Origin of the sequence: Morganella sp. BCCO 40_0007 (assembly GCF_032989665.1) — a bacterium.
In the GTDB taxonomy this organism is placed as follows: Bacteria; Pseudomonadota; Gammaproteobacteria; order Enterobacterales; family Enterobacteriaceae; genus Morganella; species Morganella sibonii.
Genome location: NZ_JAVBIN010000003.1, coordinates 165,482 through 179,183 on the forward strand (window position 1 = coordinate 165,482; position 13,702 = coordinate 179,183).

The window sequence follows — 13,702 nt, forward strand, 5'->3', positions numbered from 1 at the left end:
CAGGAGTGAATCGATTTTACACTTTCCTGCCGGGACGAATTTTCCCGGCGGGGAGTTTTTTATCAACACCATTTCACCTTATTCAGGTCAACGGAGTAATTTATGTCAATACGCCTCAGAAGAACGAAAATCGTAACGACCCTGGGTCCCGCCACCGATCGCGATAACAACCTTGAAAAAATCATCCGTGCCGGTGCCAATGTGGTTCGTATGAACTTTTCTCACGGCAGCCCGGAAGATCACGTTGAACGTGCGAATAAAGTCCGTGAAATCGCTGCCCGCCTCGGCGTTCAGGTCGCTATCCTGGGTGATCTCCAGGGACCGAAAATCCGTGTGTCCACCTTTAAAGATAATAAAGTCCTGCTGAATGTCGGTGATAAATTTGTTCTGGATGCGGGACTGGGCAAAGGCGAAGGCACCAGTGAACACGTCGGGATTGATTACAAAAAGCTGCCGGAAGATGTGGTGGCAGATGACATCCTGTTACTCGATGATGGCCGCGTGCAGCTGAAAGTCCTGGATGTTAAAGGCTCTAAAATCATGACGGAAGTCACCGTCGGTGGTTTGCTTTCTAATAATAAAGGTATCAACAAACTCGGCGGCGGGTTATCTGCCGACGCGCTGACAGAAAAAGATAAAGAAGATATCAAAACAGCCGCCCGTATTAATGTTGATTACCTTGCTGTTTCCTTCCCGCGCAGCGCGGAAGATCTGCACTACGCCCGCCGTCTCGCCCGCGATGCCGGTTGTGAGGCAATGATTGTCTCCAAAGTGGAACGCGCAGAAGCCGTCGCCACTGACCAGGTCATGGATGAAATCATTCTCGCATCTGATGTGGTGATGGTTGCACGTGGTGATCTCGGTGTGGAAATCGGTGATCCGGAGCTGGTCGGCGTCCAGAAAAAGCTGATTCGTCGTAGTCGTCAACTGAATCGTGTCGTGATCACAGCAACCCAGATGATGGAATCGATGATTACTAATCCGATGCCGACCCGTGCGGAAGTCATGGACGTGGCAAACGCCGTGCTCGACGGTACCGATGCGGTGATGCTCTCTGCGGAAACCGCAGCCGGTCAGTATCCTGCTGAAACGGTGGAAGCCATGGCGCGGGTTTGTCTGGGTGCGGAGAAAATGCCGAATGTGAATATCTCCAAACACCGCCTGGATATGACCTTCGACAATCCGGAAGAAGCGATTGCGATGTCCACCATGTACGCGGCAAACCACCTTAACGGCGTGAAAGCGATTATTGCCATGACCGAATCCGGCCGTACCGCGCGTATGATGTCCCGCATCAGCTCCGGCCTGCCGATCTTCGCCATGTCCCGCCATGAAAAAACTCTGAACCAGTGCTCACTGTACCGTGGTGTCACCCCGGTATTCTGCAGCACCCACACCGATGGTCTGGCTGCGGTCACTGAAGCGATCAGCCGCCTGAAAGAAAAAGGCTATCTGTGCACCGGCGACCTGGTTATGGTCACCCAGGGCGACCAGATGGGCCTGGTCGGCAGTACCAATACCAGCCGTATTCTTGAAGTGAAGTGATTTTCTTCAGATAAAAAATGAAACCGCCTGTCTGATGACAGGCGGTTTTTTTTATGTCTCGTTTCAGGACTTATATTGCCCGATATTTTAATTGTGATATTGCGAGAGTAGTTAAGTAATTTTTATTAAAAATAATATCTTACATACTCCTTATGTTCATACTAATCTTATAGCCCCTGCTGCCCCCGTATGTTATAAAAAATTAATATAGCAATTAATGGATGAGATATATGCTCTATATTGATGACATCGGAATCGTTAAATTAAACCGTATCAAGGTATTGAAATTGCAGGAATTTCCGCTGACATTGCTACAGAAAAATATCCCGTATACCTGCATCCTGATATCGGAAGAAAGAACTTAACCGAAGCGAGTACAGCATCATGGTCAATAAATCCGTTATTGTTCCGGTTATACTCTGCTTACTTCCGAATTTTATACACGCTAAAACAGTTACCAAAATTAAGGTTAATAAGGTTGGTATTGCATATTCTGACAGTACAAATATCAATGAAATAAAGGCATGCAAACAATTTAAACCAAGCCAAACACAGTTGATAACTTATTTTAACACTGCCGAAGAATCGGTAGAAAATAAGTGGATGCATGAATACTACTCTGCCTGCATATCAACCGGTCATATCAAATTTAATGACGGAATAACAGGAAGATGGACAGTCCAGTCAAGCGGACTGGGTTATGTCACTACCGCTGATAAAAAGACTATCTATTTTTTCCGTAAAAATAACGAATGGAATGCCCCTAACGCCTGTACTTACGGCTCAGGTGATTCACCTGAATGTTAAGGTGTTTATTTCCGCCCACACAATTCAGTATTTCCCTGATGAAAGCTAGCGAGGATTTACGAGAGCGGCTGGCTGATATGGAGTTCGGAAACTTGATGGACATGCAACCGATGAAGATATGAATGTATTGGTTCAAACCAGACTGATTGGATTAAGCCAAAAATGAATACTTTCACTTAATACAATCATTCAATACATAGAAAATACTCATCCTTCGGCAGTACGACATATGACACACTTAGTACTTACATCCGAAACGCTATTCACCATCCTGATTCAGGAAATACATTTACTGAAGAAGATTTAAGAACATCAATAAACCTTCTAATTGATTTATGCAAATAAAAGCATATGTATTTTATATGAATATTAAAGAACATTTTAAGCAGAGCTATTGCTAAATAACTCTGCTTTAATTATTGCGATAAGAAATTAATATAACAACATGCAAGCACTTATAATTATCATTGCCTATCCATTATGATTTTATTATAAACCCTGATGTACTCAGGCCAAAGAATTGCCCCGTCTCAGGGCAATTCTTTGTGTTTATAGATTTTATACGGCTCTTCTTCGCCGTCTTTGCGGGTTTTCAGCAGTTTCAGAATCCAGGTGTATTGTTCTATATTCGGGCGCACCAGCGCTTCCACTTCTTCGTTCATGCGGCGGGCGATATACGTGTCATCCTGTCCGTCAATGTCATCCATCGGCGGGCGGACGTGGATATGGAACTGGTGATTTTTATGATCGTACACCGGAAACAGCGGGACAATTGCCGCTTTGCAGACTTTCATCAGCCGGCCGATAGCAGGCAGTGTGGCTTTATAGGTACTGAAAAACGGGACAAATTCACTGTGCTCTTCACCGTGATCCTGATCCGGCAGATAGTAGCCGCTGTAACCATTACGTACGCTGGCGATAAACGGTTTGATACCGGCCTCGCGGGAGTGCAGGCGGCCGCCGAAGTGAACCCGCGCTTTATTCCACAGGTAATCCGCCACCGGATTTTTCTGGTGATGGAACATGCCCGCCACTTTATTTCCCTGCGCAGCAAACAGCATCGCCGGTAAATCAATCGCCCAGCCGTGCGGCACCATAAAGATGATATTGCGCCCTTCTGCCTGTAACCCGTCAATAATGTCCTGCCCGTGAACCTGCGTGCGGGAAATCACCCGCTGCGGATTGCGCAGACACAATTCCGCCAGCATCACAAAAGCGTGCGGTGCACTGGCAAACATCTCATCCGTGATCCTTTCCCGCTCCGCTTTCGGCATATCCGGGAAACAGTAATACAGATTGATCAGTGCCCGGCGGCGTCCACCTTTGGCAAAACGTCCGGCAATCCGGCCCACACCGGCCAGCATCGGATCACGTAATTTAACCGGCAGGTAGCTCAGACCGGCCAGTGCGCCTGCCGCAACCCACATACCCCAGTATTTCGGGTGCAGGTAATGGCGGTGAAATGTCGGGATATAGCCCGCTTTGCTGTCTGTATCATTTTCTTTATACACAGAGGGATACCCGTATTAAATTAAGCTTATTTATCATGATATTATAGATATCGTGATCTATTATTATTGATTATCTGAACTCAGAAGTACATTAAAATTCTGCATTCTGAAAATGCGCCGGGCGGGTTTCTTCATACCCGTCCGGCGAAATGAGAGGATTAATCAAGTGTCAGCTGAGGACGGTACTGTTTGACCAGCGCCAGATAACCGGTGCGATCTTTGCCGGTCAGACCGCCTGAACGCGGCAGTTTTGCGGTCAGCGGGTTCACCGCCTGTTGTCCGTTCCAGACCTCAAAGTGCAGATGCGGTCCGGTTGAACGGCCGGTGTTACCGGATAACCCGACTTTATCACCGCGTTTCACTTTCTGACCCGGTTTGACCAGCAGTTTGCGCATGTGCATATAGCGGGTGGTAAACTGGCGTCCGTGACGGATAGCCACGAAATTTCCCGCAGCACCGCTGTATTTCGCCACAACCACTTCGCCGTCACCGACAGCCAGTACCGGTGTGCCGACCGGCATCGCGAAATCAACCCCTTTATGCGGCGCAACACGCCCGGTAACCGGGTTTACACGACGCGGATTAAAGTGTGAGGACACACGAAATTGTCTTGTTGTCGGGAAACGCAGGAAACCGCGCTCCAGGCCATCACCTTTGGCATCATAAAAACGGCCGTCTTCTGCACGGAATGCATAATAATCACGTCCGTTAGTATGCAGGCGAACCGCCAGCATCTGGCTCTGTTCCTGTTTACCGTCCAGCATTTCACGGGACGTCAGTACCGTGAAACGATCACCGTTTTTCACTTTACGGACATCAACCTGCCACTGTAACGCCTTGGAAATATCACGGACTTCACTGCGGGTCAGTCCCGCTTTTGACGCACTGGCATTCAGGCTGCCGCTGACTTTGCCGGTCAGGCGTTTAGTCTGCCATTCCCCTTCGCGCATCTCTTTGGTTTCTTTGAAGCCGTTGCCGCTGCGGGCATAAGTGCGGGTTTCACGGCGGTTTACCGCCCAGCTCAGGGATTTCAGTTCGCCGTCTTCATTCAGTTCCCAGGCAAGGGTCTGTCCGATTTGCAGGTTACGTAACCCTTTGTACTGATTGGATAATAATGCCACATCAGAAGCGTCTATCCCGTATTGGGTCAGGATAGCAGACAGGCTGTCGCCACTGGCAACCGTGTATTCAAGTGAGGTCGGGATAACGGTATCGGTCGGGGAGGATTCATCGATATCATCAGATTCTTTGGCAAGACCTTCATCCGGCAGCTGATCACTGCTGTCGGTGATAATATCGTCGGTATCAGTGTCCGTGCCGGTTTCTGTCTGCGTGACAGCAGTATCCGCCGGCGGCGCATAATCGAGTTCTATATATTGTTCAGTATCAGCAGTCCGCTCATGGTATACAGCAAACGGGTGCCAGACAGCGACACCCAGTGTTGCGGCAGTTAACATCCCCAGCATCATCCGATGTGCTTTGGGTAACTGGTTGTATACCAGAACGGCGGATTTTGCCAGTTGCTGCAATTGCACGCGTTCTGTTCCTTATTTATTACTCCAGGCAGGATGCGTACTGTGCTGATAACCGTGACAGGAAATTAGTATAACCGTCACGATCCACTGCAATTCCGCTGCCCAGCGGGTCAAGGACGCCCATTTTCGCGTTCGTCCCCTTGGCCACCGCTTTTATGACTGCCGGCCTGAACTGCGGCTCAGCAAACACACACAAGGCGTTTTGCTCAGCCAGCTTTAATCTGATGTTATTGAGTGTCTGCGCACCCGGCTGAATTTCAGGGTTGACCGTAAAGTGCCCGGAAGGCGAAAGATCAAAACGTTTTTCAAAATAACCATAGGCGTCATGAAAAACAAAATACCCGTGTGTTTTCAGCGGTGCCAGCTGCTGAGCAATATTCTTCTCAGTTTCAGTAAGTTGTCCATTGAATTTACGCAGGTTTACGTCCAGCACAGATTTTTTATCCGGATAACTCACCAGGAGTTTATTATACACTGCCTGAGCGGTCTGCCGGGCAATATCCGGCGACATCCACAGGTGCATATTGTACTCTCCGTGGTGGTGATGACCGTCCTCATCGTGAGCATCATCTTCATCGTTTTTCAGCAATAATGGTCTGACCGACTCAAGTTCACTGATAACAACCTGTTTTTGCTCCGGAACAGCTGAAAGCGGCTTTTGCAGGAAGGTTTCCAGCTCCGGCCCGACCCAGACAACCAAATCCGCTGACCGGATTTTTTTCAGATCAGAGGGTTTGAGTGCATAATCATGCGGAGAAGCGCCATCCGGCAGTAAAATCTGTGTGTCCGTGACACCGTCTGCAATTGCAGCGGTAATTAACCCGACAGGACGTACTGATGTTAACACATCTGCGCTGGCGGTTTGTGCGGCCAGACTCAAAAAAGTAGCAACAAACGCTGTTTTTATTCCGTGCCGTGATGGGTGCGACATAATGGAAACTCCGTGACATGATGGTGAGAATGTTATATTATAACGTTTCATTCATTCTGCAAGATAATAATTTGTTATGTCAACACTTATCGCGGTAAATGATGTTTCTGTCACTTTCGGTACTAATACGGTACTGGAGGACATTTCATTTACACTGTCCCCGGGCAAAATTATCACCCTTCTCGGGCCGAACGGCGCGGGAAAATCCACTATTGTCCGCGTGGTTCTCGGCCTTACCGAACCGACTTCCGGCACCGTCACCCGCGCGCCGGGGCTGACGGTTGGTTATGTGCCGCAAAAACTCTATCTTGACCCGACAATGCCGCTGACGGTCATCCGTTTTCTGCAGCTGAAACGCGGTGCCGGCAAAGATGAGTGTCTGGCAGCACTTGAGCGGGTCAATGCCGCACATCTGACCGCAAAACCGATGCAGCGCCTGTCCGGCGGCGAAATGCAGCGCGTGCTGCTGGCCCGTGCCCTGCTCGTCCGGCCACAGTTGCTGGTGTTGGATGAACCGACTCAGGGCGTGGATGTCAACGGTCAGGTGGCACTGTATGATTTGATCACCCGGCTGCGCGATGAGCTTAACTGTGCGGTACTGATGGTTTCCCATGATCTGCATCTGGTGATGGCAAAAACAGATACCGTGCTGTGTATCAACCGCCATATCTGCTGCTCCGGTGAGCCGGATATCGTGGCCGCCCATCCGGAATTCACGGCCATGTTCGGCACCCGTGCCGCGACACAGATCGGCGTGTATCGTCATCATCACAATCACAGCCATGAAAACGGCAGTGCGGTATTGTCGCCGTCTGCCCCCTGCTGCGGGAATCATACCCCGGCAGATACCTCTGTAAAATCCGCCCCGGAGTGCCGCCATGATTGAATTACTGTTACCGGGCTGGCTTGCCGGGATACTGCTGGCGATAGCGGCCGGTCCGCTCGGCTCTTTTGTGGTCTGGCGGCGGATGTCCTACTTCGGGGATACCCTGGCTCACGCCTCGCTGCTCGGGGTCGCATTTGGTCTGCTGCTGAATATCAGTCCGTTTTATGCGGTGATTGCCGTGACGCTGATTCTGGCGATGCTGCTGGTCTGGCTGGAGCGCCGTCCGCAGCTGGCGGTGGATACACTGCTGGGTATTATGGCGCACAGTGCGCTGTCTCTCGGCCTGGTGGTGGTCAGCCTGATGTCGAATGTGCGGGTTGATCTGATGGCGTATCTGTTCGGTGATCTGCTCTCGGTAACTTACGAGGATCTGCTGCCGATTGCTGTGGGTGTCACGATTGTTACCGGGTTGCTGATGTGGCAGTGGCGTAATCTGCTCTCGCTGACAATCAGCCCGGAGCTGGCGTTTGTCGACGGTATCAATCCCGGCAGACTGCGGATGATGCTGATGCTGGTTACCGCGCTGACTATCGGCCTTGCCATGAAGTTTGTCGGTGCGCTGATTATCACCTCTCTGCTGATTATTCCTGCCGCCGCCGCCCGCCGCTTTGCACGGACACCGGAACAGATGGCCGCAGGTGCGGTTGTTACCGGGATGATATCTGTCACCGGCGGTTTAGCCTTTTCGGCCTTTTACGATACCCCGGCAGGTCCGTCCGTGGTGCTGTGTGCCGCCTGCTGCTTTATTCTCAGTCTGCTGGTGAAACCGCATAATTAATTGTATACACAGCGTTAATTGCATATACAGAAAAAGCCCTGATATTGAACTGTCAGGGCTTTTGCAGTAGTACACCTAAAAAGATCGGTCCGGTTAATCAGTCGGATAACGTTTTTTGATTTCAGCAATTTCACTGCTTTGTGATGCATCAATACACTTCATGACTGTCAGATTTATATTTTGCTTTTTGCTGAGGTATGTTTTATCCAGATATTTTTTTACCACGTCAGTGGCTTCATCGTAAGCTTCTGCGGTATATGTACCTCTTTCGACATATGCACCCACCGCCGCTTTTGCTTCCTGCTGCAGCGCGTCTCCCAGCCCGCTTTGAGCCAGACAATAGCTGAGAGTAAAATTTTCCAGAGAATTTTTCAGCGGCTCATTTTTTTGGGCAACTGACGCCGGTGAAAAAATAACAGCGGATAGTAACAATAGCGCTGAATTTATTTTAATTCCCATAACATAGCCTCGCCAGCCTGTTGAAAATAACATGAATCCGAACAATCGGTGCCGTTCCAAAGTGTGGCATGTCCTGTTGCATCACGCCAGCCGACATTAAAAACAATGATACCTTTTTTATTTTTAAAAGCATTCATATTAACACCGGACTTAATCGTTATATCCGGCTTACCGAACGTGTGTTCCAGAAAAGAAATTAAATCAACGACCTTGTATATATACCACTTCTTGTCATTACCTGAGGATGTTTCCCAGCGGGAACTTCTGTTGATATTAGTCCCTGAGTAGTTCAGGGCATAACTCATCCGTATTGCGCAAGCGTTCTCAAAAATACCTTTATCAATGTTATACTGTACTTTACCACCAATTTTACTTCCGACCTCTTTTACACTCACATTGATTTTGGAAAAATTACTCCACATAGAAAAAAAGTCAGGTTTGTTCATAATCAAAATTCCTTTTTTGGATGTTAATTTTGACTATATAGCAGCTATATGATGTTGTAAAAATATACAGCTATTTAAGTAGCTTATTATGGGTTAGTACGTATTAGCTGATGTATTATATATTCTGTATGCGTATTTATTTTCTGAATACCAAACGCCCGGCAAACCGGGCGTTTGGTGTCTGACATCATCAGGGAAATTACCTCCCTGTGGCGAACAACTCTTTTATCTGTTTACCGGACTTTCGGTTTCACCGGTTTCACACTCAGTACCAGCTTGTCGAGAAACGTGATGAGTTTTTCATTCATTTCACTGTAGCTGTGGCGGCGGATTGCACTTGGTGTATCGACAAAACGGAATCCGGAGGCAGATTTCAGATCATCTTCCCCGTTGAGGATAAGGTATTCGGCCACATCACGGGTCAGTTCCATATGGCACTGGAAGCCGTAAACGCGTTTGGTATATTCAATAATCTGACGCGGGCAACCGGCACTGAAAGCCATAATCTGCGCATCGCCAGTTAACCCCGGCATATCGTAATGCCAGTGCCCCACACCCAGAGAATCGCCGAAATGAGAAAACAGCTGGCTGCGTTTTCCGGCATTGGTCATATGAATAGTGAACTTGCCGAATTCTTTCTCCGGACTCTGTGTATACGGCGCACCTAATGCCTCACCGATAAGCTGAGCTCCGAGGCAGACCCCGATAACCACTTTATTTGAATTGATAGCATTGGCGATAAATGCCTGCTCTTTTTGGGAATCAAAATAAGGACATTCCGCGGTGGTGGTTTCCGGATTTTGCGGGCCGCCCATTACAATCAGAAAATCAATTCCGCCGATACTGTCAGGTAATTTATCACCTTCATACAGACGGGTGAATGTGACGTCGTAATTGTTCTTCCTTGCCCAATATTCATAGGCGCCCGGTGCTTCAAAATAGTCATGAATAATAAAATGAACGCGCATAGTCGGTTCCTTTTCCCTTTAACGAAATCATCCTTGTACATTACAGGGTTAAGGCAATGCATACCAATTTTTAAATGTCGAAAAACAACCAATTACAGGGAAATCATCCCGGATTATTCCCCAAAAAAGCCATTTAATTATCACTTGGCAAAATGATAAGCATATTATGTTTACCGGAGAAAATTACGGCCGGAATAAACCGGCCGGATTATTAATTATTTCCGTTATGTTCAATGCCGAAATGACGATAGGCATGTACGGTGGCAAGCCGTCCGCGCGGTGTTCGCTGAATAAAGCCCTGCTGGATTAAGAAAGGCTCGATCACATCTTCAATCGTTTCCCGCTCTTCACCAATAGCCGCAGCCAGATTATCCAGTCCGACCGGGCCACCCATAAATTTATCGATAATAGTGACCAGTAATTTGCGATCCAGATAATCAAATCCGGCTGAATCCACATTCAGCATATCCAGCGCCTGACCGGCAATCAGCCCGTCAATACCGCCGTCACTTTTCACCTGGGCAAAATCACGCACCCGGCGCAGCAGACGGTTGGTGATACGCGGTGTGCCGCGGGAACGCATGGCAATCTGACGGGCGCCGTCATCCGAGATATCCAGCCCCATATAGCGGGCACTGCGGCTGACAATATGCTGCAAATCATCGGTGTTATAAAACTCCAGACGCTGCACAATACCGAAACGGTCACGCAGCGGTGATGTCAGTGAGCCTGCGCGGGTGGTTGCACCTATCAGGGTAAACGGCGGCAGATCGATTTTAATGGAGCGGGCGGCAGGCCCTTCTCCGATCATAATATCCAGCTGGTAATCTTCCATCGCCGGATAAAGAATTTCCTCCACCACCGGGGACAGGCGGTGGATTTCATCGATAAATAAGACATCATGGGGTTCGAGGTTGGTCAGCATCGCCGCCAGATCACCGGCTTTTTCCAGTACCGGCCCGGAGGTGGTACGCAGATTGACGCCCATCTCATTGGCGACAATATTCGCCAGCGTGGTCTTGCCGAGCCCCGGCGGGCCGAAAATCAGCAGATGATCGAGTGCATCCCCGCGCTGCCGGGCGGCCTCAATAAAAATTTCCATCTGTGAACAGACCTGCGGCTGACCCACATATTCCGCCAGTAATTTTGGCCGGATAGCGCGATCCACCACCTCATCATCCGGCAGTGTTTCCGCCGTAATCAGTCTGTCAGCTTCAATCATGACCTGTCACCCCGTTGTGTCATCATCGTATGTATCGTTACAGTGCGGCGCGCAGTGCTTCGCGGATCAGCGTTTCGCTGTCTGAACCGGCTTTCGACACCTTCGCAATCATCCGGCTGGCTTCCGGCGGTTTGTACCCCAGCGAAATCAGTGCCTCGATGGCCTCAGATTCGGCATCCGCCTGACTGTTACCCGCCTGCTGACTGGCCGGGAGCGACATTTCCGCATCACGGAACAGGTCACCGTTAAGCCCTTTGAAGCGGTCTTTCATTTCCACGACCAGACGCTCGGCCGTTTTCTTACCGACGCCAGGCAGTTTAATTAACTGCGCCACTGCGCCCTGCTCGATCGCCGCCACAAACTGCTGTGCCGACATACCGGAGAGAATGGCCAGTGCCAGTTTCGGCCCGACGCCGTTGACTTTGATTAATTCACGGAACAGTGCGCGTTCCTGCTTATCATTAAAGCCGTACAGCAGTTGTGCATCTTCCCGCACAATAAACTGTGTGAATAAAATGGCTTCCTGACCGGCATCCGGCAGTTCATAGAAACAGGTCATCGGCATATGGACTTCATAACCCACGCCGTTGGTTTCCAGTAATACGACAGGCGGCTGTTTTTCCAGCACAATACCTCTTAAACGACCGATCACGCGCGTCTCCTTTATGATTCCGGCAGAGCCTGTTTATAGCATAAAAAAAGCTGGACGTATATCCAGCCATCAGAAAATCACGGGTATCTGCGACAGCGGTTACTCTTTGAGCCGTCCGCGCGCCATGACCAGACGGGGTTGTCCCATCTGCACCAGGTTTTGGTTGAAATGACAGTGTGTGATAGCAATCGCCAGCGCATCTGCGGCATCCGCCTGCGGTGCCGCTGACAATTTCAGTATCGAGCGCACCATATGCTGCACCTGTGCTTTTTCCGCCGCACCGGTGCCGGTGACGGTTTGTTTCACCTGGCGCGCCGCATACTCGAATACCGGCAGATTATTATTCACCGCCGCAAGGATAGCCACACCGCGTGCCTGTCCCAGTTTCAGGGCGGAATCGGCATTTTTGGCCATAAAGACCTGCTCGATGGCAAAACAATCCGGCTGATACTGCGTGATTATTTCACTGACACCGGCGTATATTTTGCCCAGCCGGGACGGGAGATCATCCACCTGTGTGCGGATACAACCGCTGCCGATATAAAGCAGACGACGTCCCTGCTGGCGGATAACACCATAACCGGTTACCCGCGATCCGGGGTCAATACCGAGAATAATTGCCATAGGAGAACCGTATTGTCACAACAGGAAAAAATAAAGAAAACAGAGGGATGCGCACAACAGCGCATCCTCTGCGGAGTGAGTGACGGAAATTACAGCAGCGCTGCAATTTCGTCTGAGATATCGCCGTTGTGGTAGACTTCCTGCACATCGTCAGAGTCTTCCAGCATATCGATAAGGCGCATCAGTTTTGGTGCGGTTTCCGCATCCAGATCCGCTTTGGTGGACGGGATCATCGATACTTCGGCAGATTCCGCTTTGAAACCGGCTGCGTCCATCGCGTCTTTCACATCACCCAGAATTTCCCAGGCGGTGTAAACGTCGATAGCGCCGTCATCAAAGGTTTCAACGTCATCAGCACCGGCTTCCAGCGCCGCATCCATTACCGCATCTTCATCCAGACCCGGTGCATAGGAAATAATACCTTTGCGGGTAAACAGATAAGCCACAGAACCGTCTGTTCCCAGGTTCCCGCCGGTTTTGGTGAACGCGTGGCGGACATCAGAAACCGTACGTTTACGGTTATCGGTCAGGCATTCCACCATGACAGCAGTACCGCCCGGGCCGTAGCCTTCGTATACGATGGATTCCATGTTATCGTTTTCATCATTACCCGCCCCGCGTGCAATCGCACGGTTCAGGGTATCGCGGGTCATGTTATTTGCTAACGCTTTATCCACTGCCGCACGCAGACGTGGGTTAGATGCAGGATCAGGACCACCAATGCGCGACGCCGTGACTAATTCACGAATGATTTTCGTGAAAATTTTACCGCGCTTCGCATCTTGCGCGGCCTTGCGGTGTTTGGTGTTGGCCCATTTACTATGACCTGCCATTCTCTAATCTCCAGATTAAGTCTTACGACGTTCATTCATTTAAATCCGCTGTCACTGCGGAAGAACACACTGACGAACGAATTCTTCAATTGCTTCCCCGTTACTGGGCGAGATGGTTTTACCGGCGGCATCCGCTGCCGGTAACCATTCATACGCCAGATGCTCCGTTAAGGGAACCGCTCTCGGCGCGGGTAAGCATAACACAAACCAGTGTTCCGTATTGTGCGTCACGTCCGGTGCATACCGGTGACGGAAATGCGGAAAAATGGTATAGCGGACGGTACGCTGACAATCCGTCAGCCGCAGCCCTTCCGCAAGAATATCAATACCGGTTTCTTCTTTTACTTCCCGCAGTGCCGCATCGCGGGGAGTTTCTTCCGGTTCCAGACTGCCGGTGACGGACTGCCAGAAAGCAGGATCGTCACGGCGCTGTAACATCAGAACACGCCCCGTTTCCTGCTCACAGATAACCACCAGCACAGATTCAGGGCGCTTAAAAGCCATC

15 protein-coding genes are annotated in these 13,702 nt (G+C 49.8%); 4 read left to right on the forward strand and 11 right to left on the reverse strand.

Going from position 1 to position 13,702, the window contains the following annotated elements:
• Positions 1-102: 102 nt before the first annotated feature.
• Positions 103-1,545: a pyruvate kinase gene (gene pyk, locus R5268_RS05030; protein WP_317418868.1), complete on the forward strand. Its 1,443-nt coding sequence runs from the start codon at positions 103-105 to the stop codon at positions 1,543-1,545.
• A gap of 384 nt (positions 1,546-1,929) precedes the next feature.
• Positions 1,930-2,352 (forward strand): hypothetical protein, encoded by a 423-nt coding sequence (locus R5268_RS05035; RefSeq protein ID WP_317418869.1) that lies wholly within the window; start codon positions 1,930-1,932, stop codon positions 2,350-2,352.
• A 530-nt stretch (positions 2,353-2,882) separates the two neighbouring features.
• On the opposite strand, the gene lpxM is transcribed toward R5268_RS05035, so the two are convergent.
• The 3 genes from lpxM to znuA form a co-directional block, all read right to left on the reverse strand.
• Positions 2,883-3,863, reverse strand: a complete 981-nt coding sequence (lpxM, locus tag R5268_RS05040; protein ID WP_317418870.1) for a lauroyl-Kdo(2)-lipid IV(A) myristoyltransferase — start codon at positions 3,861-3,863, stop codon at positions 2,883-2,885.
• A gap of 158 nt (positions 3,864-4,021) precedes the next feature.
• Positions 4,022-5,392, reverse strand: a complete 1,371-nt coding sequence (gene mepM, locus R5268_RS05045) for a murein DD-endopeptidase MepM (protein ID WP_182107935.1) — start codon at positions 5,390-5,392, stop codon at positions 4,022-4,024.
• A gap of 25 nt (positions 5,393-5,417) precedes the next feature.
• Positions 5,418-6,329, reverse strand: coding sequence for a zinc ABC transporter substrate-binding protein ZnuA (gene znuA, locus R5268_RS05050; protein WP_317418871.1), 912 nt, complete (start codon positions 6,327-6,329; stop codon positions 5,418-5,420).
• A gap of 76 nt (positions 6,330-6,405) precedes the next feature.
• Between znuA and znuC the strand changes: the two genes are divergently transcribed.
• The gene (gene znuC, locus R5268_RS05055) at positions 6,406-7,215 is read left to right on the forward strand and encodes a zinc ABC transporter ATP-binding protein ZnuC (protein ID WP_317418872.1); all 810 of its coding nucleotides are present in this window, start codon (positions 6,406-6,408) and stop codon (positions 7,213-7,215) included.
• Positions 7,208-7,993, forward strand: a complete 786-nt coding sequence (znuB, locus tag R5268_RS05060; RefSeq protein WP_317418873.1) for a zinc ABC transporter permease subunit ZnuB — start codon at positions 7,208-7,210, stop codon at positions 7,991-7,993. The genes znuC and znuB overlap by 8 nt, the downstream gene beginning before the upstream one ends.
• Before the next feature lie 93 nt (positions 7,994-8,086).
• On the opposite strand, the gene R5268_RS05065 is transcribed toward znuB, so the two are convergent.
• From R5268_RS05065 to nudB, 8 genes are all read right to left on the reverse strand, one after another.
• On the reverse strand, positions 8,087-8,485 hold the full coding sequence (locus tag R5268_RS05065) for a T6SS amidase immunity protein Tai4 family protein (RefSeq protein WP_317418874.1): 399 nt from the start codon (positions 8,483-8,485) through the stop codon (positions 8,087-8,089).
• Entirely contained in the window at positions 8,437-8,898 is a 462-nt protein-coding gene (locus tag R5268_RS05070; protein WP_317418875.1) for a type VI secretion system amidase effector protein Tae4, read from the reverse strand. Before R5268_RS05070 ends, R5268_RS05065 begins: the two co-directional genes overlap by 49 nt.
• Before the next feature lie 233 nt (positions 8,899-9,131).
• Positions 9,132-9,866 carry a glutamine amidotransferase-related protein gene (locus tag R5268_RS05075; protein WP_317418876.1) on the reverse strand — a complete coding sequence of 245 codons (735 nt, stop codon included), beginning with the start codon at positions 9,864-9,866 and terminating at the stop codon, positions 9,132-9,134.
• Between the two features lie 211 nt (positions 9,867-10,077).
• Positions 10,078-11,088: a Holliday junction branch migration DNA helicase RuvB gene (ruvB, locus tag R5268_RS05080; RefSeq protein ID WP_317418877.1), complete on the reverse strand. Its 1,011-nt coding sequence runs from the start codon at positions 11,086-11,088 to the stop codon at positions 10,078-10,080.
• A gap of 37 nt (positions 11,089-11,125) precedes the next feature.
• Positions 11,126-11,740: a Holliday junction branch migration protein RuvA gene (ruvA, locus tag R5268_RS05085; protein ID WP_046892214.1), complete on the reverse strand. Its 615-nt coding sequence runs from the start codon at positions 11,738-11,740 to the stop codon at positions 11,126-11,128.
• A 99-nt stretch (positions 11,741-11,839) separates the two neighbouring features.
• The gene (gene ruvC, locus R5268_RS05090) at positions 11,840-12,364 is read right to left on the reverse strand and encodes a crossover junction endodeoxyribonuclease RuvC (protein WP_004237294.1); all 525 of its coding nucleotides are present in this window, start codon (positions 12,362-12,364) and stop codon (positions 11,840-11,842) included.
• An 89-nt stretch (positions 12,365-12,453) separates the two neighbouring features.
• Entirely contained in the window at positions 12,454-13,197 is a 744-nt protein-coding gene (locus R5268_RS05095; protein ID WP_317418878.1) for a YebC/PmpR family DNA-binding transcriptional regulator, read from the reverse strand.
• Positions 13,198-13,248: 51 nt separating this feature from the next.
• Positions 13,249-13,701 carry a dihydroneopterin triphosphate diphosphatase gene (nudB, locus tag R5268_RS05100; RefSeq protein ID WP_046892216.1) on the reverse strand — a complete coding sequence of 151 codons (453 nt, stop codon included), beginning with the start codon at positions 13,699-13,701 and terminating at the stop codon, positions 13,249-13,251.
• Position 13,702 lies beyond the last annotated feature (1 nt).